We start from the raw sequence: 21,006 nt of genomic DNA, 5'->3' as shown, positions 1-21,006 counted from the left end.
ATGATCGACGGCATCCCCCTCATCGACGCGCACGTCCACGTGCCGCTGCTCGGCACCCTCAAGCCCGCCTGGCTGCGCTGGGCCCGCGACTTCGGCGAGCACGGCGTGCTGGAGGACGTCTGGGACTCCGCGGGCAGGCCGCGCCCCGACCGCCTGGACGAGCTCTTCGCCGCCCAGGGCGTGGACGTCGCGCTGCTGTTCTGCGAGTACAGCCCCAAGGCCACCGGCACGCAGGCGTTCGAGGACCTGCTGCCGATCGTCGAGCACAACCCGGTCCGCTTCCGGCCGGTCGCCAACGTCAACCCGCACCTGCACTTCCCGCTCGCCGACGAGCTGCGCCGCCAGCTCGACCTCGGCGCCGCCGCGCTCAAGCTGCACCCCGTGCACGGCGGGTTCCGCTGCGACGACGCCGCCCTCTACCCCGCCTATCACGTGCTGGAGGAGCGCGGCGTCCCGCTCGTCGTCCACTGCGGCACCAGCTCCTTCCCGGGCGCGGCCAACGAGAACGCCGACCCGGGCTTCCTCATCCCGGTCATCCGCGACTTCCCCGGCCTCAACGTGGTGCTCGCGCACGGCGGACGCGGCTGGTGGTACGACGCCGCCGCCTTCCTCGCCCTGTCCCACGACACCGTGTGGCTGGAGCTGTCCGGCCTGCCGCCCAAGCGGCTGCCCGAGTACTACGCCAGGTACGACCTCACGCGGCTCGGCCGCAAATGGATCTTCGGCACCGACTGGCCCGGCGTCCCCGGCACCGCCGCCAACGCCCGGGCCGTCGCGGGCCTCCTGCCCGACGAGGTGGCCAGGGCCGTGCTCGCCGGGAACGCGACGAAGGTGTACGCCGGCCTGCGCACGGGGGAGTGACCATGCCCGTCTACGCCCTCGGCGACCAGGTGCCCCGGATCCACCCGGACGCCTACGTCCACCCCGACGCCGTCGTCATCGGCAGCGTCGTCATCGGCGCCGAGTCGTCGGTCTGGCCGTCCGCCGTGCTGCGCGCCGACTTCGGCCGCATCGAGATCGGCGAGCGCACCTCCATCCAGGACGGCACCATCCTGCACACCACCGAGCAGTGGCCCACCGTGATCGGCAGCGACTGCGTCGTCGGGCACAACGCCCACCTCGAAGGCTGCACGGTCGAGGACCGCTGCCTCATCGGCTCCGGCTCGGTGGTGCTCAACCGCGCCGTGGTGCGTACGGGGTCGGTGGTGGGCGCCCAGGCCCTCGTACCCGAAGGGCTGGAGGTGCCGCCCGGCCACATGGCGCTCGGCGTGCCCGCTCGCCCCAGGCCGATGGAAGGGGCCGCGCAGAGCGAGTGGATCGGCTTCGGCGTGGACGAGTATCGCGCCAACGCCAAGCGCTACCGCCACGAGCTGCGCCGGCTCGACCCCTGACCTGCTCCCACGTCAGCGGCGCCGCTCCAGGAACGCGGTCATGCGCTCGTGCTTCTCCTCCGTCTCGAACAGCACGGCCTGCGCCACGTCGTCGAAGCGCGGGTGCGCGCCGGGCGGGGCGGCCAGCGCGAGCTTGGTCAGGCGCAGCGCGAGCGGCGCGTTCCTCGCGATCCGGGCGGCCAGCCTGTCCGCCGCGGCCGGCAGCTCGTCCTGTGGCACCAGCTCGTTGACCAGCCGGACGGCCAGCGCCTCCTCGGCCGAGAGCACCCTCCCGGCGAGCAGGATCTCCTTGGCGAGCGGCTCGCCGACCAGCTCGCGCAGCCGCCAGCAGGCCCCGGCGGCGGCCATGATGCCGAGCCCCGCCTCCGGGTTGCCGAAGCGGGCCCGCGGGGTGGCGAGGCGGAAGTCGCAGGCGTAGGCCAGCTCCGCGCCGCCGCCCAGGGCGGGGCCGTCGACGGCGGCGATCGTGGGCATCGGCAGCCGGGCGATCCGGTCGAACAGGCCGCTGTTGATGCCCGCCAGCGCGTCCTCGCGGCGGCGCTCGCGCAGCTCGCGGATGTCCGCGCCGGCGGCGAAGATCCCGTCGGAGCCGGTGAGCACGAGGATGCGCGGCCGCCGCTCCAGCTCGGCGCAGACCGCGTGCAGGTCCGTCACCATCGCCGCGTCGATCGCGTTGCGCACCTGCGGCCGGTCCAGCCGGACCAGCATCCGGTCGGGCCCGTCCTCGATCTTCACGGTGTCGTTCAGCGGCAGCACCGCGACCTCTTTCCTCGTCGTCATGTCTCAGCGGTGGATCACGGGCAGGATCAGGCGACTCGGGTGCCCGGGACCGTGGAGCACGCTGTTGGTCGCGACGACGACCTGGCCGGCGGTGTCCTCGGCGATGGTTCCGCCGGTGTTGGTGTTGCGGTCGTAGCGGGGGAAGTCGCTGGAGGAGACCTCGAGGCGGATCCGGTGCCCGGGCAGGAACACGTTGGAGGTCACCGACAGGTCCAGCGTGACCTCGTACACCTGGCCGGGGGTCAGCGGCTCCGGCTCGGCCAGGGAGTCGCGGTAGCGGGCGCGCAGGATGCCGTCGGTGAGGTAGATCGCCCGTCCGTCGGGGAAGACGTCGACGAGCTTGCCCGTGAAGTCGGTGTCGCGCGCCGACGAGGTGACGTGGAGGACGAGCGAGACGTGGCCGGTGACCTCGACCGGCTCCTCCAGCGCGGGGGTGGTGAAGCAGAGCACGTCGTCGCGGGCCTCGACCGGGCGCTGGTCGACCGGGCCGGCCCCGTTGACGGCGGCGGGCATCATGATCCGGCCGCCGCGGGTGGGCACCGGGTCGGCCGGATCGTAGGTGTAGGTGTCGGTCGCCTCCGCCGTGGGCGGCCGAGGGCTGAGGACGCCGTCGCCGCCGACGGTGTTGGCCCGGCCGGCGCCGTCGAGGAAGTAGTCGGTGTACTCGGTATCGGGCAGCGGCCAGTCCTGCTCGTCGCGCCACTGGTCGATGCCCATGACGAAGATCCGTACGGGCGCGCCGTCGGCCGGCGCGTCGGTGCGGCCGCGCAGCCAGCGGTCGAAGAAGCGGATGTGCGCCCCGGTCAGGTCGGCCGCCATGCCGCCGGCGCTCATCCCGAACCGCCGGTCGTGGTAGGCCCCGTCCTGGTACAGGTGGTCCCAGGGGCCGATGATCAGCCGCTGCCCCTCGCGGGCCTCGGCGCTGCCGCCCTCGGCGCGCATGCGGGTGTAGGTACGGACGGTGCTGTCGACGAACAGGTCGAACCAGCCGCCCACGTTGAGCGCGGGCACGGTCACCTGGTCGAACCGCTCGGCGACGGCGAGGTCCTGCCAGAACCGGTCCCGGGCCGGGTGCCGCAGCCACTCGGCCCACCAGGGCGACTGCTTGTTGAGCAGCGGCTGGTCGCCGATCGGCAGGGTGGCCAGATGCGGCTGCGGATCGGCCGCCATGCCGGCCGCCTCCATGAGAACGCCCGGGTCGCCGGTGCCCGCGGCGAGCGCGGTCTGCGCCGCCGTCAGCGTCATCATCGTGGTCCACGTCCAGGTCGTGTGCCACGAGAGCGCGCCTCCCGCGGAGTACCAGGGCGCGTGGTAGAAGTCGGTGCTGGTCACCGTCGGGGCTATCGCCTTGAGCCCGGCGGGGGCCTGCGAGGCGCCGGCCCACTGCACGAAGCCGAGGTAGGAGGCGCCGTAGCCGCCGATGTTGCCGTCGCACCACGGCTGCTCCAGGAGCCAGGCGACGGTGTCGGCGCCGTCGTGCGGGTCGTCCGCGTGGGGGGTGAACTCGCCGTTCGAGCGGAACCTGCCGCGCGTGTCCTGCCAGACGACCGCGTACCCGGCTTCGAGCAGGGCCTGCAGGTTGGGGGTGATGGGAGATCCGCCGAGGCCCGGCAGGGCGTCCTTGCCGTAGGGGACGCGCACCAGCAGCGTGGGCGCGGGTGGTCCTTCGGGGATCCAGAGGTCGGTGGCGAGGGTCACCCCGTCGCGCATCGGCACCATGACGTCCTTCTCGACCGAGAAACGCATCCTAATCTCCTACGCCAGCACGCATCGCCGTCAGGATTTTGTAGCATTTTGCGTCCGCCTCTTTCTAGCGCACATCCTGACCGATCGGAAGGGCCGGCGCGAACGCCCGTGCGTCAGGGGCGCTCGTCGGATCGGGGCCAGCGGGCCTTCAGTTCGAGTTCGGCCTTGGCCATGGCGGCCTGCAGCTGGTCGGGGCTGCCGGCCTCGAGGACGGTGCAGCGGAGGGGGTCGCGGCATTCGAAGGCGGTGTAGGCCTGCCGCCAGGCCCCCCAGGTGATGACCCAGCCCGGCCACCGCGCCTGCAGGGCGTTCAGGTCGCGATCGATGGCGGCCGAGGAGCCGGAGGAGCCGGCGTCCTGCCGCGGGGGCGGTTGGGCGGGTCCACCGCGCGAGCGGCGATGGCGGGGTCGCTGCGATCTCTCCGTGAGGTCTTCCCGGGTGGGCTCTTCCCGGTCGGGCGGCATGGGTGCTGGCATCAAGATCTCCATCGAGGGGGTAGATCGTGGTGCGTGCGGACGCTTATCCTTCCCACTCGGCATTCCCCGATGCAAGTACGTCTGCACATGCATTTCAAGAAAATTGCATATGCACGTGCACCGGCTGCGCGTTGAAAGGGGGAAAGGGATGGAGAGTCCCATTTACAAGGGCATGTCGGCTTCTGTGTTGTATGGGGTGAAGTGTGCGGCGCGAATATCGATGCATGGTCAGAAAGAGCATGAAACAGTAGGTAACGTAAGGAGTAATGTGTGCCTCGCCCGGCAAAAGGATCAATGATGATCGTTGCAGAGCCTGACGGAGACGGCGTCCCCACCGGCGTCGTACGTGGTGCCCGGAGCGGGCCGACCGCGTTGCGGATCATGGTGGGTACCCAGCTGCGCCGGCTGCGCGAGGCCAAGGGCATCACCGGCGAGAAGGCCGCGGACACCATCCGCGCCAGCCACTCCAAGATCAGCCGGATGGAGCTGGGCCGCAGCCCCTTCAAGCAGCGTGACGTGGCCGATCTGCTCACCTTGTACGGCATCACCGCCCCCGACGAGCGGGAGAAGGTGCTGGAGCTGGCCCGCCAGGCCAGCGCCCCGGGGTGGTGGCACCAGTACAGCGACGTGCTCCCCGGCTGGCTCGAGCCCTACCTCGGGCTGGAGCAGGCGGCACGCACGATCCGCAACTACGAGGCGCAGTCCGTGCACGGCCTGCTGCAGTGCGAGCCGTACGCGCGGGCCGTCATCGGCATCCGGCACGGCGACGCGGACCCCGACGACCTCGATCGCCGGGTGGCGATGCGGATGCGCCGCCAGGACCTGCTCACCGACAGCGACGCGCCCATCCTGTGGGCGATCATGGACGAGGCGGTGCTGACCCGGCCGATCGGCGGCCGCGACGTCCAGCGGGCCCAGCTCGAGCACCTGCTCGCGGTCTGCGACCTGCCGAACGTCACCCTGCAGATCGTGCCCTTCCACATCGGCGGGCACGCGGCGGTGGGCGGCCCGTTCACGCTCTTACGCTTCGACGCCCCCGACCTGCCCGACGTGGTCTATCTGGAGCATCTCACCAGCGCGATGTACCTGGACAAGCCCACCGACATCGACGACTACAGCAAGGTGATGAACACCTTGACCATCCAGGCCGCTCCGAAGGAGGCGACTCCGTCGCTGCTCAAGGGCATGCTCGAAGAGCTCTGAGCGGCTAGCGTGCCACGTCCCGGGCGGCCGTGTGCCAGCTCGTCGCCCTGCGCGCCAGAGCGCCGAAGCCGAGGAAGACGGCCAGCCCGAGCAGGGACGCCAGCGCGACCGCCGCGAACAACTGCTCGGACTGCAGCCGGGACCGGTACAGGTCGATGAGCGTGCCGATGCCCGGCTCACCCTGCCGGAAGAAGAAGTCCCCGACCACCGCGCCGATGACCGACAGGCCGGCGGAGACGCGCAGGCCGGTGAGGATGTGGGGCAGCGCCGACGGCAACTGGAGCTTCCACAGCCGGGCCGCCCACCCGGCCCGCGCCAGCGTGAACAGGTCGTGGTGGGTCTCCTCCACCGACCGCAGCCCGAACAGCGTGTTGGTCACGATCGGGAACAGCGCGATCAGCGCGCAGACCAGGACGCGGGTGAAGAACCCGAACCCGAACCAGAACCCGAACAGCGGCACCAGCGCCAGGATCGGGATCGTCTGCAAGATCACGAGGTACGGATGCAGCGACCGCTCCAGCCAGCTCGCCTGCGCCATGGCGATCGCGCACACGACGCCGGTCACAGCTGCGATCGCCAGGCCCAGCAGCGCGACCTGGCCGGACAGCAGCAGACCGGCGAACAGCTCGGCGCGGTTGACGGGGTCGAAAAGCCCCACCCGCACCACGGCGTCCGGCGGTGGCAGCAGGAACCGACGGTCCGGGGTCAGCAGCACGTACGTGACCGCGTACCACAGGGCGATCACCAGGGCGAAGACGATGAGCGGCGGCACCCACCGCAGCCACCTCATGCGGTCGTCTCCCGCAGCCAGGCCGACACCTGGCCCGCGACCCGCGCGAAGTCGGGGCTGAAGCGCAGCTCGGGCGGGCGAGGGTAGGGGAACGGCACGTCGCAGGCGCCGACGATCCGCCCCGGCCGTTCCGACAGCACGATGATCCTCGTGGCCAGGAAGACGGCCTCGCCGACGGAGTGGGTGACGAACACCGCGGCGAAGCGGCGTAAGCCGAACAGCCGCAGCAGCTCCGACTGCAGCCGCTCGCGCGTGATCTCGTCCAGCGTGCCGAACGGCTCGTCGAGCAGGAGCAGGTCGGGCTGGATGGTGAGCGCGCGGGCCAGCGACACCCTCATCCGCATCCCGCCCGACAGGGTCCGGGGCCGGTGGTGCGCGAAGCCGGCCAGCCCCACCAGGTCGATCGCCTCGTCCGCGCGCCGCCGCCGCTCCGCCCTGGGCAGCCCGCGCAGCTCGCCGAGCAGCTCCACGTTGGCGCGGACGGTGCGCCACGGCAGCAGGGCATGGTCCTGGAAGACGTAGCCCACGGACGTGGTGTCCCGGCGCACCGAGCCCTCGGTGGCGTCGGTCAGCCCCGCGGCCAGGCGCAGGAGAGTGCTCTTGCCGCACCCGGAAGGGCCGACCACCGCGACGAACTGGCCGGGGGCGACGGTCAGATCGACCTTGTCCAGCGCCTGCGTGCCGTCGTCGTAGCGCTTGCCCGCGCCGGAGAAGGACAGCGCGGAGGGGGCGGCCTCACCGAGCACCGGGCCACTAGACCACATCGGACAGGACACGGGCAACACGCCGATCGGTCAGCCGGCGCCGTAGCCGATCTTCGGGCCGACGAAGTCGTTGGTGACCACGTCGGAGGGCTGCAGACCGTCCTTCACCGGCTTGTTCTGCTTGGCGAAGATCGGCCTGGTGATGTCGATCAGCCGCTGCACGCGGGCGGTGTCGAAGTTGCCGACGATGTCGTCGGGGCCGTTGCCGGCCAGCTTGAGGGCCTTCATCTGCTGGACCGAGAACTCCGAGCTCGGCTTGGTGTACTGGGTGGCGACCTTGTACGCCTGGTTGAGCCGCAGGGTGAGATCGATCGTGGGGCCCGGCTCGGCCAGCACGTCGACCTGCGCCTGCTGGAAGATGGGAATGAGCTTGCGCAGGCACGGCGCGAGCTTCTGCTTGTCGGCCGGGCGGATCACCAGCGGCGGGCCGTAGTTGGGATAGCCGGCGTCGTACACCAGCTGATACTTCACCGGCTTGCGCCACTGAGGCACGTCTTTTTCGTAGATGTACGGCTCGGCGTTGGCGTAGCCGGCCACCGCCGCCTTGCCCCCGGCAGCCACGAAATGCGACGGGGACCCGTCGTAGGATCCGTCCACCTGGCTGCGCTTCAGCAGCCCCGCCCCCACCAGATACTCCATGTAGGTGTTGCCGCCGAAGTAGAGGACCTTCGTGTCCGTCCGGCCGATGTCCTTGATGGTGTTGAAGGTGGGGTACGTGGCCGGGTCCCACAGGATGATCTGCGGGTGGATCTCCAGCAACGCCATGACCGCGAGGGTCGGCTGGGTGGCCGACATCTGGATGCCCTCGTCCATGCCGCCCAGCACGCCGAGGGTGATGCCGGGGTCGGTGTACATCTGCGCCGACGACTGGGTGAAGCCGATCGCCGGCCCGCCCGCCCGAAGCTCCAGCGTGACCCCGGTGTCCTTGCCCCGGACGACCAGCGGCGCGCTCACCCGCTTCCTGCCGGCGTCAACGGCGGGATCGGCGCCCAGGAGGTGGTACATCCCGCCCTCGACGGTGATGTGCGGCGTCCATTGGGTCTGCACCACGATGGTGGCCGGGCAGACGCCGCGCAGGTCGGTGGGGTCGTTGGCATTCCCCGACGCCGCCGGTTTCGGCTGGGGCGTCTGTTGCGTGCCGGTGCACGCCGCGAGCAGGAGGAACAGCCCGAGAATCGCTGTGGTCCTCGCCGTGTTACGTCCCGCATGCCGTGGCCGGCGCACGCGCATGGTGCCATCCTTCCGATGGGCGGCGATTGAATATTCGCGGCAGAAACCATGTCAAGCGCTGATCCGATATTGCTGGTCCTGCGCGCGCGGAAGACAATTCCCGGAACTTACCATGCTTTGTCGAGCGCCCGGCATTTCGGGTGAGCGCCTTTGGATGAAAGGCCCTCGGTGGGTGATTTGTCCAGTCGTGTGAGATTCAGATTCGGGAGAAGTACACTAACCGCCTCTTCGTTGCAAATGGGTATGATCACCTCGCGGGTGGGACCTTATGCTCAAGCCTGGAGACCTCTAAATGACAGCAGACAACTCGACCACGGACCGGTGGCCACCGGAGATCGACACGACCGTGGCGCACTCGGCGCGGGTCTGGAACTACTGGCTGGGCGGCAAGGACCACTACGCGGTGGACCGGGAAGTCGGCGACCGGTTGAGCCGGATAAATCCGGACATCGCCTTCACGGCCCGCGCCGACCGCGCCTTCCTCCACCGTTCCGTGCGCCATCTGGTGGCCGAGGCGGGGGTGCGGCAGTTCCTGGACATCGGCACCGGGCTGCCCACGGCCGGCAACACGCACGAGATCGCCCAGAGCCTGGCCCCGGAGACGCGCGTGGTCTACGTCGACAACGACCCCGTCGTCCTCGCCCACGCCAAGGCCCTGCTCGTGGGCACGCCGGAGGGCAGGACCAACTACATCCAGGCCGACCTCCACGACCCGGACACCATCCTGAGAGCGGCCGCCGACACGCTCGACTTCACCCAGCCGATCGCGATCATGCTGCTGGGGATCGTGCACTTCATCAACGACGACGACGAGGCGTACGCGATCATCAAGCGCCTGCTGGACGCCGTCCCCTCCGGCAGCCACCTGGCGCTCGTCCACATCACCGCGTTCTTCAACCCGGAGGCGAAGCGCGAGGAAGTGCGCCACTGGAACGAGCACGGCACGCCCAAGCTGACCATCCGCTCGCCCGAGCAGGTCGGGCGCTTCTTCGACGGTCTGGAGATCCTGCCCCCCGGCATCGTCTCCACCACGCGCTGGCGCCCCGACATCGACGACGTCCCGGAAGTGGATGGATTCTGCGGGGTCGGCAGGAAATAGGGGGTCGGTGCCGCTCGCCCACACGTCGTCCTTGCCGAACGCGGTCAGGTCGTGCAGGGCGCCCTTCCACGGCGCAGGCGGCCAGCAGGATCAGGCAGGCCGTCGCCGCCGCGAGACCTTGCATGATCTTCATCGTGTTATGCCGTTGAAACTTTCACGAACAGGAATCTGCGTCCCAGGCCCCGCGGCAACCCCGAAACCGCCGGTGAAAGGAGAGACCGGCCCCCTTATCAGCCGGGCGTTCGGCCAGGTTAGCGCGCGCCCGATTCCGGCCCGACGAATCCTCTAGTGGACGGCTCGACGGCCCCCAGCGCAGGGTGATGCCGACGCCACGTCAGACAGAAGGGGGCGGGAATTGTTACCCGACATCCTGCGACGCCGCACGACCAGGCTCCTGACCGTCGTTCTCACGCTGCTGGCCGCGGTCGCCGTGCCGGTCGTGCCGGCCCACTCGGCCACCGCCCAGGTCCCGATCTTCCTGGAAGTACGCGGGGACAACAGCCGGAAGCTGGCCGGCATCTACGGCTGGATCGAGTTCAACGACAGCACGACGTACACCTACCAGTTCTACCTGTGCCGCGAGTCGAGCTACAGCGCCGCCGGCGGGTACGTCCTGATCAACGACCGCGCCACCCTCCGCGCCTCGTACAGCTTGAACTGGGGGGACACGACGATACCCGAGTGCCTGTATCCGGCCCAGCTGTACGGCACGACGGATTCCGTCGGCGGCACCGTCAGGAACGTCACGGTCGAGGTGGAAGGCGTCAACTTCAACGGCCAGAACCAGGCCACCTGGAAGAGGAAGTCGTTCACCTACGACAACCCCTTCAACTGACGATCCTCTCGCCCACCGATCCGCGCACCACGATGTGCGTGCCCAGGATGACGTGCTGCGGCTGGCCGGGGTCCAGGGCCAGCCGCACGGCGGTGCGGCCCAGCTCCTCGGTGGGAATGTGCACCGTGGTGAGCCCGGGGACGAGGTCGGCGGCGAGCGGGATGTCGTCGTAGCCGGCGACCGACACGTCCTCGGGCACGCGCAGGCCCGCCTCGCGCAGCGCGGCCAGCACGCCGGCGGCGACCATGTCGGTGCCCGCGAAGATCGCGGTGAACTCCGTCCCCGCCGCCAGCAGCCGCCTGGTCCCCTCGTAACCGGCGCCGCGGGAGAAGTCGCCGGGCAGGACGAGGTCCGGATCGCAGGGGACGCCGTAGTCCTCGTGCGCGCGGCGGAAGCCGGCCACGCGGTCGATCTTGGTGGTGTTCTGGTCGTCCGCGGTGGCGGCGCCGAGGTAGACGATCCGGCGGTGGCCGCGCGAGAGCAGGTGGCCGGTCATGGCGTACGCGCCGGCCTCGTTGTCGTACTCGACGACGGTGGTCGGCACGTCGTCGCCGAGCGGCGGGCGCCCGCACAGCACGAGCCGGGAGCCCGCCTTGTCGAGAGCGTGCGCGAAGTGCGACATCCGCGCGCGGTAGGCGTCGTCGGCCGAGCCGCCGCCGACCAGGATCACCGCGTCGGCGCGCTGCTCGCGCATGGCCTCGACGACCGCCAGCTCGCGCGCCGGGTCGCCGTGCGTGGCGCACACCAGGCACAGCCGGCCCTCCTCCGTGGCCTGCTGCTCGACGCCCTTGGCGACATAGGCGAAGGAGGGCCCGGTGACGTCGTCGAGCACGAAGGCGACCATCTTGGTGCCGGCTCCGGACAGGGCGCGGGCATGCACGTTGAGGACGTAGTCCAGCTCGCGCATGGCCCGCAGCACACGGGCGCGGGTGGCCTGCGCGACCGGATAGTCCCCTTTGAGGACCCGGGAGACCGTGGACGCGGAGACCCCGGCGAGGGCGGCGACGTCCCGGATGGTGGCCCGCTCCAGATCATCCACGGGCGCGGCCCTCCAGGCGGAGCAGCGCCGCGGAGTACGGCTCGGGCAGCACGACGCCGATCGTGCCCGCCTGCCAGCCGGCCTCGGTCGCCGACGGGAAGAGCGGGGTCACCTCGCAACCGGAGGGCCAGGGCAGCTCGATCGTCGCGGACGGCGCGCCCCTGCGCCACACGGCGAGGTAGACGGTGTCCCCGCAGTCCACGGCCAGGGCGAGGCGGTCGTCCTGCCAGCCAGGCAGCCCGAGCGGCCAGCGCGGCAGGCCGTGCGCCAGCTCGCCGCGGTAGGACTTGTAGACGCCGATCGCCTCGGCGACCTCGGCCAGTTGGTCCGGGGCCAGCAGGTCGAGCCGGCCGCTGAGGTGGATGCGGCCGAGCATCGCGGTGACCATGGACCAGGCGACCCGCTCGGCGGGGTAGGCCCACATCGCGCCCTGCTCCGGCGGCACCGCGGCGGGCGCGGCGGCGGCGATGGCGGGCAGCAGCAGCTCGTCCTGCTGGTCGGTGAGCGAGGCGATGGAGTGCCTGGCCAGGGTGGCGCCGTCCAGCCGCATGCCGCCGGCCGCGCAGGACTCGATCACCAGGCCGGGGTGGCGCTCCAGCAGGCGTTCGACCCAGGCCAGGTAGGCGCGGTTGTGCTCGAGCAGCCGATCGGCCGGGCCGATGTCGATGTTGTAGTCGAACTTGAAGTAGCCGATGCCGTGCTCGCGGACCAGCCGGTCGATCACGGCGTCGAGGTGGGCGACGGCGGCCGGGTGGCTGAGGTCGAGCTGGTGGCGGCCCCACTCGGACAGCCTGGTTCCGGCCCGTCGCAGGAACGCCTCCTCGGGCAGGGCGACCCCGCTGCGTACGCCGATGACCTCGGGCTCCAGCCACAGCCCCGGGACCATGCCGTGGCCCTTGATCGCGTCGATGACCTCGCCGATTCCCCCGGGGAAGCGCACGGTGGACGGCTCCCACGCGCCGACCGTGTCCCACCAGCCCGGCACGCCGCCGTCGCCGGGCCCGGCCAGCGAGTCGTCGTACCAGCCGGCGTCGACGCAGAAGTACTCCGCGCCGACCCGGGCGGCGGCCTCGATCAGCGGCAGCAGGCGCTCGGTCGAGGGGTCGCCCATCAGGCAGTTCATGAAGTCGTTGAACACCACCGGCAGCTCGGCGTTGTCGCGGTGCGGCCGGCGGACGGCCCGGCGGTAGGCGGTCAGGGCGGCGACGGGGTCGCCGGCCACGGTGAACGCGGCGGTCGCGGTGGTGAAGCTCTCGCCCGGCGCCAGCCGCGCCGACCAGCCGTGCTCGCGCTGGGACGGTCCCGACAGCGCCAGGTAGACGTCGTCGAAGCGGTCGGCCAGCTCGGCGTGCCAGGGGCCGTTGTGCTCGATCTGCCAGGCGAGCGTGCCGCCGGCGCACTCCAGCCACCCTGTCGGCAGGTGCTCGGAGGACGGCCAGGAGCCGGTGCTGGTGAGCGCGACGCGGTTCTTGGTCCCGGTCTGGCCGAAACGCGTCATGCCGACGTCGTGCAGCTCCAGCGGCCGGCCCGACCAGCGGAACTCGCCGCTCCACGGGTTGCGCGCGCTCCACACCGTCAGATCCCAGGGCAGCCCGGCGAACGCGAAGCTCGACACGTGCTCCAGGACCAGCTCGTCCGTCGCGGTCACCGTCGACCAGCAGCGGACGACCTGTCCAACCACCTGTCCGATCACTGGGCCGACCGCCTGGAAGACGGTCGTCACGGAGACGCCGTCGCCGCCGGAGCGGATCGTCAGGCGCTCGTCCTCGGCGCGGTGGCTCTCGTAGCGCAGCTTCAGCCCGTCCACGTGCCGCTTGCCCGACGTGCCGCTCCTGCCCCGGCCGGTCACCTCGATCTGCACCACCGGCAGCGCCGAGCGGCCGTTGCCCCGGAACGGGCCGATCGCCAGCAGCCGGGGCGGAGCGCCGGCGGTCAGGTCGAGGACGAGGTCGCGCCAGGTCACCTCCATCAGGCCACCCGGTCCAGGTCCTCATGCGTCACCTGGTGCGCCAGTGGCAGCCCGGCGATGAGCCGTTCCAGCTCGTCCAGGGCGACGGCGCCCATCCGGGCCAGCTCGTTGCCGTGCGAGCCGGCGATGTGCGGGGTGAGGAAGGCGTTGGGCAGGTCGAACAGGGGCGAGTCGGGCTGCAGCGGTTCGGGCTCGGTGACGTCGAGGATCGCCGACAGCCGCCCGGACTTCAGCTCGCCGATCAGCGCGTCGGTGTCGACCAGCGACCCGCGGGCGGTGTTGATCAGGACCGCGCCGTCCGGCATCAGCGCCAGCCGCGCCCGGTCGAGCATGTGCTCGGTCTCGGGGGTGGCGGGGGCGTGCAGGCTGACGATGTCGCTGCGGCGCAGCAGCTCCTCCAGCGACTCCTGCCGTACGCCGGGAACCCGGGTGTAGGGGTCGTACAGGCACAGGTCCAGGTCGTACGGCGCCAGCAGTTCGAGCACCTTGCGGCCGATGCGGGAGGCGCCCACGATGCCGACCGTGCGGCCGTTGTTGCCGATGCCGGGCTCGATCTTGGCCAGGGTGAAGGAGCGGTCGCGCCGGTAGCGCTGGTTGAGGGCGAAGACCCCCTTCCCGGCCAGCAGGATCGCGCCGACGGTGTACTCGGCCACCGGGACGGCGTTGGCCTCGGCGGCCGAGGAGACCAGCAGGCCGCGTTCCCACCAGGCGGGGCTGATCATGCCCTTCACCGAGCCGGCCGCGTGCAGGACGGCGCGCAGGCGGGGCGCGGCGGCCAGCAGCGCCTCGTCGATCGGCGGGCAGCCCCAGCCGGTGATGAGGATCTCGACGTCGGCCAGGGCCACGCGCGGGTCGTCGAACCGCTCGGCGACCACGGCGACGTCGATGTCGGCCAGCGTGTCCAGCCGCCGCAGCAAGGGCGCGGGGAAGAGCAGAGCGAGATGTTCCTCGCGCATGGCGAACAGCGCCTTCGGGCGTGGGGACACGGGGGAAGCCTTCCATTCGATAGAGACCGGTTTCTAAACTAGGAGCGCAGCCCTCTGTGGTCAACGGGCAATCCCCGATTAACTCGAAGGCGCGTCTTACCAGGATCTCCCGGCTGGCCTGCGCTGATCTGTAACGTCTCTGTAACGCAGCCTTGAACGTGCTGGCCGGTCGGACGTAGCGTTCGCAGCGACCGGTTTCTATCAACCTAGAGAACCACCTGCTGCCGCCTCAGACGGGACTTCGGTGATGAGCACGCTACAGACGAGGCCAGAGCCTCAGACGAGACCGCCTTCCGGGCCGCCGGACAGGCGCCGCGTCCGACGCAAGGCGGTCCGTACGAACTGGACGATCGGGCTGCTCGCCCTGCCGGCGGTCGCCTTCTTCCTTGTCTTCAGCTACCTGCCGATGTCCGGCCTGGTGGTGGCGTTCAAGGAGTTCGACGTCAGCCTGGGGATCTTCGGCAGCCCGTGGAACGGGCTGGAGAACTTCAGCTACTTCCTGGAGTCCGGGGACGCGGCGAGGATCCTGTTCAACACCCTCTTCCTCAACATCCTGTTCCTGGTCGCGACGCTGGCCGCCGGGATGGTTCTGGCGATCATGCTGAACGAGATCCGCAGCACCTTCTTCAAGCGGGTCTCCCAGTCCGTCGTCTTCTTCCCCTACTTCGTCTCCCCGGTCGTGATCAGCATCATCCTGCAGGTGCTGCTGGCCGGGGCCTCCGGCGGGGGCGGGGCGGTCAACGACGCGCTCGGGGGCCTCGGGTTCCCCTCGGTCGACTGGTACACGGAGCCGGGGCCGTGGCCGTGGATCCTCACCGTGGTGAAGATCTGGCAGCTCGGGGGCTACCTGAGCGTCATCTTCCTGGCCGCGATCACCGGCATCCCCGAGGAGGTCTACGAGGCCGGGATGATCGACGGGGCCTCGCGGGCCCAGATGGCCTGGCGCATCACGCTCCCGCTGCTGAAGCCCACCGCGGCGGTCCTGCTGGTGCTGGGTGTCGGCCGGATCTTCTACGGCGACTTCGGCACCATCTACGCGATCGTCGGGGACAACGGCACCCTGTTCGACAGCACGGACGTCATCGACACCTACGTCTTCCGCGCCCTGCGCCAGCTCGGCGACTTCGGCACCACCGCCGCGATCGGCCTGTTCCAGTCGGTGGTGGGTTTCGTCCTCGTGGTGATCGCGGTGCTGATCCAGCGCAAGTACTCGAAGGAGACCAGCATCCTATGAGCGGCAAGAAGCTGGAACCGTTCACGATCGTCAGCGTCATCGGCGTCTCCTTTGCCATGCTGGCCTGCGCGATCCCGTTCTGGATGATCATCTCGGGGTCCCTCACCAGCGAGTCCGAGCTGGCCACGACGGGCTACAGCCTGTTCCCCGCGGCCTTCGACCTCACCGCGTACAAGATGATCTTCACGGGTCCGGCGGTGCTGAACGCCTACTTCGCCAGCGTCTTCATCACGGTCGTGGGCACGGCCCTGTCCCTGGCGGTGACCTCGGGGCTGAGCTGGGTGATCGCCCGGCGGCTGCCCGGCATCAGCCGGCCGCTGACCGTCTTCTCCTACCTGCCGATGCTGTTCTCCGGCGGCCTGGTGCCCCTCTACCTGCTGGTCACGCAGTACCTGAAGCTGCAGAACAGCTACTTCTCGGTGATCCTGCCGCTGCTGGTCATGCCGTTCCTGGTCTTCGTCCAGGTCAGTGCCTTCCGCCAGCTGCCGGAGTCGATCTTCGAGTCGGCCAAGATCGACGGCGCGGGGGAGCTGCGCATCTTCTTCACGATCGCGATCCCGCTGTCCAAGCCGATCCTCGCCGTCGTCGGCCTCTTCTACGCCGTGCACTACTGGAACGACTGGTTCATGGCGCTGCTGTTCATCGACGACGTGCACAAGTTCCCGCTGCCCCTCGTGCTGCAGAACCTCATCTCCAACATCTCGTTCACGCAGATGCTGCCGCAGCTGGCCGAGGCGGCCACCCCCGTCTACCAGCTCCGGCTGGCTCTCACCACCGTCGCCATCGGCCCGATCCTGCTCGCCTACCCCTTCGCCCAGCGCTACTTCGTCAAGGGCATCACCCTCGGTGCCACCAAGGGCTGATCCCGCTCCCCCCACCTCAGGAGTTACCGTGTCCCACCACCTCATGTCGCGGCGCCGCCTGCTGGCCACCGGCGGCGGCCTGTCCCTGGCCGCCCTCCTCGCCGCCTGCTCGGACGACTCCCAGAAGCCGCAGGCCACCGGCGGCGCCCAGAGCGCCGGCGCGCTCGCGCTGAGCCTGCTGCTCCCCGGCGACGTCCCGGCCGGCTGGGACGCCGTCCTGGCCGAGGTCAACAAGAAGCTCCAGGCGGACCTGGGCTTCACCATCAAGCCGCAGTTCATCCCGTGGACCAGCTACGGCCAGCAGGCGCTGCTCAAGTTCACCGCGGGGGAGAAGTTCGACACCGCGCTGCAGGCGCGCTGGCTCAACATGACCCAGCTCGCGGCCAGCGGCTCGATCGTCGAGCTGAGCAGCCTGCTGTCCAGCGGCAAGTACCCCAACCTGACCGCCACGATCGACCCGAAGATCATCGAGCTGAACCGGTGGAGCGGCAAGCTCTACGGCCTGCCCCAGATCAACTCGGTCGCCCGCTTCCACCACTTCAGCATCCGCCAGGACCTGGCGGAGAAGCTCGGCATGAGCGACATCACGGACTTCGCCGGGCTGGAGAAGTTCTGGTACGACGTCAAGCAGAAGAACAAGGACATCATCCCGATCGGGGTCAGCTCCCGGATGCCCAAGCTGCTGGTGGCGTGGAACCCGGTCGGCTGGCTCAACCCCTACATGTGGGACAACCCCACCATGAGCATCGCCTCCTTCACCGGCGACTCGCTCAACTTCGTCCTGGCCGCCGACGGCAAGCAGACCGGCTCGTCCAACCCGATCCCGTGGTGGGAGGCCCCGGGCATGGTGGACGCGCTGCGCAAGATCCGCAAGTACTACCAGGACGGGCTGATCAACAAGAACGCGCTCACCCTGGACTCGAAGGCGCTGGACTCCCAGTTCAAGGCCGGCCGTGTCGCCACCGGCTGGGCCATGACCGACGGCCTGTCCTCCACGGGGCTGTCCGAGCTGACCAAGAACGTGCCGGGCGCGATGATCGCGAACGTGATGCCGCTCAAGGGCGGCGAGAGCGCCAAGCCATACCAGACGTTCCAGAGCGACAACTTCGTCGTGCTCAACGCCAAGGGCGAGAGCAACGAGAAGGCCATGCAGCTGCAGGACTGGGTGTCGATCAAGGAGAACCACGACCTGATCAACTACGGCCTCCCCGGCAAGGACTGGAACCCCGTCGGCGACGACAAGTACGAGCAGCTGTCCACCTACACCTTCCCCGGCTTCGCCCTCGCCTGGCGGGCCAAGCTGGAGCGCCGGGTCAAGGGCATGACGGAGTCCGAGGCCAAGTGGTTCGACTGGGCGCAGGACATCGACAACTTCACCGTCGACCCCTACGCCAGCTTCGTCCCCGACCCGGAGCCGATCAAGCGGGAGAACACCCAGGTCACCGCGGCCATGACGCAGTTCGCGAACCCGCTGTTCATCGGCGCCGTCGACGTCGACCAGGGGCTGGACAAGCTGAAGAAGGCGCTGGAGCGGGCGGGCCTGGCCAAGGTCCAGGCCGAGATGGCCAAGCAGGCCGACGCCTACCTGAAGGGCCAGTGACGATGGCGCTCCCCATCAGCCGGAGGACCGTGCTGGCGTCCTCCGGCGCGCTGGCCGCCGCCACGTGGTTATGGAACGGCGAGGCCGCCGCCGCCACGACGGGCCGTGAGGTCCCGCTGGACGTGGTGGTCTTCGGCGACGAGGCCTCCGAGAGCGCGCACGCGGTGACCGCCGACCGGTCGGCGGTGGTGGCCGGAGCGCTCGGCCGCTCCGCGCGCGTGCTCAACCCGCAGGAACCCGCCGGGGTCTGGGGCGGCACGGTCTCCTTCACCGTCAAGTGCGCGCCGCGCGGCACCACGTACGTCACGATCAAGCTGTGGGGCGGCGACCGGGCCGCGAGCGAGGCCGACCAGTCCCGGCTCCAGCTCTTCTGCGCGGGCGCGCAGGTCGGCCACTACCACCTGGGCGCGGTCGACCCGCTGGACATCCTCAGCCAGGACGCCCACTCGCCGGGCCGCTTCCACTTCCACACGCTGCCGCTGCCCGAGGCGATGACGCGCGACCGCGAGCAGGTCACGCTGGAGATCCGGTCGATGGGCCGGATCTGGGGCTACGGGCAGAACGCGGCCGAGTTCTACCGCTCGATGGACAAGCCCAGCCGCCCCTTCTACCGGATCTACACCCATACCGAGCCCTACTTCCCCGGCGACGGCATCCAGGGGCCGGCGCCCGACGCGCCCGTCCGGCCCGCGCCCGGCCCCGAGGTGCTGGCGGACATCAAGGCCAGGGTGCTGCGCGAGCACCGCAACTGGCTCGACGGCAACCCCGCCGCGCTCGACTCCTGGGCCTTCCAGGGGCTGGCCGAGGGCTACTTCTGGCCCGAGAGCCCCGCCCACCAGGCTCCGGACGCGATCGACCAGGTGCTGGCCGCCATCGACGCCCGCTACACCAAGTGGCTCACCGACCCGATCGTGCTGACCGCCTCCGACCAGCAGTGGGAGGGCTTCGCCAAGGTCGGCACGGCGCTCCTGCTGCTCCGCGACGTCCTGGGCGACCGGCTGGAGCGCCCGGTCGGCGGGCGGCCCGTGGGCGCGCCCAACCCGGGCTTCGAGCGCGGCGGCACCGCCCCAGCCTCCTGGAACACCGCCCGGTGGGCCGGCACGGCCACCTGGCTCTGGGACGACACGGTCAAACGCGGCGGCTCGCGTTCGGTCAAGGTCACCGTCGCCGCCGGGGCCGCCGCGGGCTGGAACACCGCCCAGAACCGCACCCTCATCGGCCAGGGCCGGCACCGCTACGGCGTCTGGGTCAGGACCGAGGACGTCGTGGCCCCGGGCGCCTACCTCGACGTGCTCTTCTACGACGCCGCCGGGAAGATCGTCGGCACCGACAACAAGTTCTACGCCCCGGCCGGCACCCGGGACTGGACGCAGATCACCGCCGAGCTGACCACCCCGGCCACCGCGGTCGAGCTCCGGCTGGACGTCCGCGTCGAGGGCGGCGGCACCGCCTGGTTCGACGACGTCGAGGTCACGCCGCTGGACGGGGCCACCCCGCCGGTCCAGGGCGATCTTCCGGTACGGCGGGACGCGTACACCAGGATGCTGGCCGAGTCGATCTCGTACTGGCGCCAGCACATGCCGCACTACAGCAACCAGACGATGATCTGCGCGCTGGGCATCTACCGCTGCAACCGCGCCCTGATGCTGATAAATCCGGAAAAGGCGCCGCTCACTGAGGAGAAGGCCCGCGACTACATTCACCAGTCCGTCGGCCTGAAGCCCTTCCTCGGCCGCGAGGACGCCTCCGGCACCCCCAGCAAGATCCTCGGCGAGCACTTCCACCAGGTCACCCGCAAGGGCCTGACCAGAGAGCTGGGCTACGTCGGCAACTACGGCGAGGTGACCGACTGGCTGGTCCTGCTCTACGAGGCCGTCACCCGCTTCGACGGCGTCGAGGACGCCGAGCTGAAGGCGCACCTGATCAAGATGATCAATGCGCGGGCCGTCTTCCGCTACCCCGAGGTCGACAACGACGGCTACCGCACCATGCGCATGGAGGCCGCGGTCGGCTGGCGCGACGACCACTATCCCGGCGACGTCGTCTACGCCCAGCGCCTGGCCTGGGACGGCCACCCCGCCATGGCCGCCGCCGTGCTCGGCGACCCCGCGATCACCGGGCACGCCCAGCGCATGATCGCCGACAACCAGTTCTTCGGCCACCTCGACCTGCTGCTCACCAACACCTGGCCGCGCGTGGGGCTCAACGCCCTGCGCCTCGTGCAGCGCGACTGGCCCGCCTTCCAGGCGCTGCCGGCGAGCGGCACGCGGTTCCCCATGGACTGGGACGCCCCTGCCTTCGTCTTCTCCGACGAGGAGAACGGCGTCGTCGCGATCAAGAACGGCAAGGAGATCCTCTACGCCTCTCTCTACTGGCGCGCCCGGCAGGCCGTCAACGACCTGGCCCGGGTCCACCACATCACCCCGGACACCCACCGGGTCGCCACCGTCCGGCAGCAGTGCCAGGTCACGCCCACCGGCGACACCTGGACCGAGGCCGACTGGGTCTGCTTCTCCTTCGCCATCAACGACCCCGCCGCCTCCCACATCCCGCCCGGCGGCTTCCCGCCCCCCGGTCCGCAGGTCCACCAGGCCTTCGCGGGCGAGGTGCTCAAGGTCGGGCCGCATCCCGCGGACGTCCCGGACCCCGCGCTCGGGGTGGACTTCCCGGGTGTGGAGAAGCTCTTCGTCGGGAAGGCCCAGTTCTACCGCTGTTCCTACGGCCGCTACCTCATCGGCATGAACACCTCCGAGGACCGGCCCCGCCGCCTGCACACCACCGGCCCCGGCCACGCCCGTGACCTCGTGACCGGCCGCCGCGTCCGCCTGGGAGCCCCGATCGAGGTCGCGCCCCTCAGCACCGTGGTGCTCTTCCTGGAGGACTGATGCACTCCTTGCCCGGCCCGTCGCCCCCCTGGGGCGACGGGCCGGGATCATCTCGCTGACCGACCAGACCGTTACCGTTGTTCACCGTGCCTCGGGCCTGCGCCGAGAAGTTGAGC

Annotated in this window: 18 protein-coding genes; 9 read left to right on the top strand and 9 right to left on the bottom strand. The window is 70.3% G+C overall.

All coding sequences use genetic code 11. From position 1 onward, the window contains the following. Together ACWDRB_RS10200 and ACWDRB_RS10195 are read left to right on the top strand one after the other, a co-directional pair. Positions 1-861, top strand: a complete 861-nt coding sequence (locus ACWDRB_RS10200) for an amidohydrolase family protein (protein WP_449892744.1) — start codon at positions 1-3, stop codon at positions 859-861. Positions 862-863: 2 nt separating this feature from the next. Beyond that, positions 864-1,391: a gamma carbonic anhydrase family protein gene (locus tag ACWDRB_RS10195; protein ID WP_364248894.1), complete on the top strand. Its 528-nt coding sequence runs from the start codon at positions 864-866 to the stop codon at positions 1,389-1,391. 12 nt (positions 1,392-1,403) lie between these two features. On the opposite strand, the gene ACWDRB_RS10190 is transcribed toward ACWDRB_RS10195, so the two are convergent. The 3 genes from ACWDRB_RS10190 to ACWDRB_RS10180 form a co-directional block, all read right to left on the bottom strand. Further along, complete coding sequence (locus ACWDRB_RS10190; RefSeq protein ID WP_449892743.1) at positions 1,404-2,171, bottom strand: enoyl-CoA hydratase/isomerase family protein; 768 nt, start codon at positions 2,169-2,171, stop codon at positions 1,404-1,406. Positions 2,172-2,174: 3 nt separating this feature from the next. Further along, positions 2,175-3,917, bottom strand: coding sequence for a CocE/NonD family hydrolase (locus tag ACWDRB_RS10185; RefSeq protein ID WP_449892742.1), 1,743 nt, complete (start codon positions 3,915-3,917; stop codon positions 2,175-2,177). Between the two features lie 113 nt (positions 3,918-4,030). After that, positions 4,031-4,393, bottom strand: a complete 363-nt coding sequence (locus ACWDRB_RS10180; RefSeq protein ID WP_449892741.1) for a hypothetical protein — start codon at positions 4,391-4,393, stop codon at positions 4,031-4,033. A 294-nt stretch (positions 4,394-4,687) separates the two neighbouring features. On the opposite strand from ACWDRB_RS10180, the gene ACWDRB_RS10175 reads away from it, so the two are divergent. After that, the gene (locus ACWDRB_RS10175) at positions 4,688-5,596 is read left to right on the top strand and encodes a helix-turn-helix domain-containing protein (RefSeq protein ID WP_449892740.1); all 909 of its coding nucleotides are present in this window, start codon (positions 4,688-4,690) and stop codon (positions 5,594-5,596) included. 4 nt (positions 5,597-5,600) lie between these two features. Here the strand turns inward: ACWDRB_RS10175 and ACWDRB_RS10170 are convergent, their stop codons facing one another. The 3 genes from ACWDRB_RS10170 to ACWDRB_RS10160 are packed head-to-tail and all read right to left on the bottom strand — an operon-like array spanning position 5,601 to position 8,380. Beyond that, complete coding sequence (locus ACWDRB_RS10170; protein ID WP_449892739.1) at positions 5,601-6,386, bottom strand: ABC transporter permease; 786 nt, start codon at positions 6,384-6,386, stop codon at positions 5,601-5,603. After that, positions 6,383-7,132 (bottom strand): ABC transporter ATP-binding protein, encoded by a 750-nt coding sequence (locus ACWDRB_RS10165; RefSeq protein WP_449892737.1) that lies wholly within the window; start codon positions 7,130-7,132, stop codon positions 6,383-6,385. The genes ACWDRB_RS10170 and ACWDRB_RS10165 overlap by 4 nt, the downstream gene beginning before the upstream one ends. Positions 7,133-7,180: 48 nt before the next feature. Then, positions 7,181-8,380 (bottom strand): nitrate ABC transporter substrate-binding protein, encoded by a 1,200-nt coding sequence (locus ACWDRB_RS10160; protein ID WP_449892736.1) that lies wholly within the window; start codon positions 8,378-8,380, stop codon positions 7,181-7,183. Between the two features lie 292 nt (positions 8,381-8,672). On the opposite strand from ACWDRB_RS10160, the gene ACWDRB_RS10155 reads away from it, so the two are divergent. Further along, a complete protein-coding gene (locus ACWDRB_RS10155) occupies positions 8,673-9,479 on the top strand; it encodes an SAM-dependent methyltransferase (protein WP_449892735.1) in 807 nt (268 codons plus the stop codon). A 355-nt stretch (positions 9,480-9,834) separates the two neighbouring features. After that, positions 9,835-10,314, top strand: coding sequence for a hypothetical protein (locus ACWDRB_RS10150; protein WP_397369348.1), 480 nt, complete (start codon positions 9,835-9,837; stop codon positions 10,312-10,314). Here the strand turns inward: ACWDRB_RS10150 and ACWDRB_RS10145 are convergent. Genes ACWDRB_RS10145 through ACWDRB_RS10135 form a run of 3 tightly spaced genes read right to left on the bottom strand, consistent with a single transcriptional unit; the run spans position 10,307 to position 14,308 of the window. After that, positions 10,307-11,353 carry a LacI family DNA-binding transcriptional regulator gene (locus ACWDRB_RS10145; RefSeq protein WP_449892734.1) on the bottom strand — a complete coding sequence of 349 codons (1,047 nt, stop codon included), beginning with the start codon at positions 11,351-11,353 and terminating at the stop codon, positions 10,307-10,309. The two genes, ACWDRB_RS10150 and ACWDRB_RS10145, sit on opposite strands and share 8 nt — an antisense overlap. Further along, complete coding sequence (locus ACWDRB_RS10140; protein ID WP_449892733.1) at positions 11,346-13,322, bottom strand: glycoside hydrolase family 36 protein; 1,977 nt, start codon at positions 13,320-13,322, stop codon at positions 11,346-11,348. Before ACWDRB_RS10140 ends, ACWDRB_RS10145 begins: the two co-directional genes overlap by 8 nt. After that, on the bottom strand, positions 13,322-14,308 hold the full coding sequence (locus ACWDRB_RS10135; RefSeq protein ID WP_449892732.1) for a hydroxyacid dehydrogenase: 987 nt from the start codon (positions 14,306-14,308) through the stop codon (positions 13,322-13,324). Before ACWDRB_RS10135 ends, ACWDRB_RS10140 begins: the two co-directional genes overlap by 1 nt. 247 nt (positions 14,309-14,555) lie before the next feature. Here ACWDRB_RS10135 and ACWDRB_RS10130 point away from each other — a divergent pair, with 247 nt between their 5' ends. The 4 genes from ACWDRB_RS10130 to ACWDRB_RS10115 are packed head-to-tail and all read left to right on the top strand — an operon-like array spanning position 14,556 to position 20,890. Next, on the top strand, positions 14,556-15,542 hold the full coding sequence (locus ACWDRB_RS10130) for an ABC transporter permease (protein WP_364248922.1): 987 nt from the start codon (positions 14,556-14,558) through the stop codon (positions 15,540-15,542). Continuing rightward, positions 15,539-16,405: a carbohydrate ABC transporter permease gene (locus ACWDRB_RS10125; protein WP_350738162.1), complete on the top strand. Its 867-nt coding sequence runs from the start codon at positions 15,539-15,541 to the stop codon at positions 16,403-16,405. The genes ACWDRB_RS10130 and ACWDRB_RS10125 overlap by 4 nt, the downstream gene beginning before the upstream one ends. Positions 16,406-16,433: 28 nt before the next feature. Then, positions 16,434-18,005 carry a DUF3502 domain-containing protein gene (locus tag ACWDRB_RS10120; protein ID WP_397369343.1) on the top strand — a complete coding sequence of 524 codons (1,572 nt, stop codon included), beginning with the start codon at positions 16,434-16,436 and terminating at the stop codon, positions 18,003-18,005. A gap of 2 nt (positions 18,006-18,007) precedes the next feature. Further along, positions 18,008-20,890, top strand: a complete 2,883-nt coding sequence (locus ACWDRB_RS10115) for a hypothetical protein (protein WP_449892731.1) — start codon at positions 18,008-18,010, stop codon at positions 20,888-20,890. Positions 20,891-21,006: the final 116 nt, after the last annotated feature.

It is taken from the genome of Nonomuraea sp. NPDC003707, from assembly GCF_053587055.1.
The sequence above is the reverse complement of the archived record's forward strand: the minus strand, read 5'-3'. Positions and strand labels throughout refer to the sequence as shown.

Bases quoted from the DNA above. Each gene is read 5' to 3' on its own strand.
- ACWDRB_RS10200 (WP_449892744.1), top strand. From the start codon at position 1: ATGATCGACGGCATCCCCCTCATCGACGCGCACGTCCACGTGCCGCTG.
- ACWDRB_RS10195 (WP_364248894.1), top strand. From the start codon at position 864: ATGCCCGTCTACGCCCTCGGCGACCAGGTGCCCCGGATCCACCCGGAC.
- ACWDRB_RS10190 (WP_449892743.1), bottom strand. From the start codon at position 2,171: ATGACGACGAGGAAAGAGGTCGCGGTGCTGCCGCTGAACGACACCGTG.
- ACWDRB_RS10185 (WP_449892742.1), bottom strand. From the start codon at position 3,917: ATGCGTTTCTCGGTCGAGAAGGACGTCATGGTGCCGATGCGCGACGGG.
- ACWDRB_RS10180 (WP_449892741.1), bottom strand. From the start codon at position 4,393: ATGCCAGCACCCATGCCGCCCGACCGGGAAGAGCCCACCCGGGAAGAC.
- ACWDRB_RS10175 (WP_449892740.1), top strand. From the start codon at position 4,688: ATGATGATCGTTGCAGAGCCTGACGGAGACGGCGTCCCCACCGGCGTC.
- ACWDRB_RS10170 (WP_449892739.1), bottom strand. From the start codon at position 6,386: ATGAGGTGGCTGCGGTGGGTGCCGCCGCTCATCGTCTTCGCCCTGGTG.
- ACWDRB_RS10160 (WP_449892736.1), bottom strand. From the start codon at position 8,380: ATGCGCGTGCGCCGGCCACGGCATGCGGGACGTAACACGGCGAGGACC.
- ACWDRB_RS10155 (WP_449892735.1), top strand. From the start codon at position 8,673: ATGACAGCAGACAACTCGACCACGGACCGGTGGCCACCGGAGATCGAC.
- ACWDRB_RS10140 (WP_449892733.1), bottom strand. From the start codon at position 13,322: ATGGAGGTGACCTGGCGCGACCTCGTCCTCGACCTGACCGCCGGCGCT.
- ACWDRB_RS10130 (WP_364248922.1), top strand. From the start codon at position 14,556: ATGAGCACGCTACAGACGAGGCCAGAGCCTCAGACGAGACCGCCTTCC.
- ACWDRB_RS10125 (WP_350738162.1), top strand. From the start codon at position 15,539: ATGAGCGGCAAGAAGCTGGAACCGTTCACGATCGTCAGCGTCATCGGC.
- ACWDRB_RS10115 (WP_449892731.1), top strand. From the start codon at position 18,008: ATGGCGCTCCCCATCAGCCGGAGGACCGTGCTGGCGTCCTCCGGCGCG.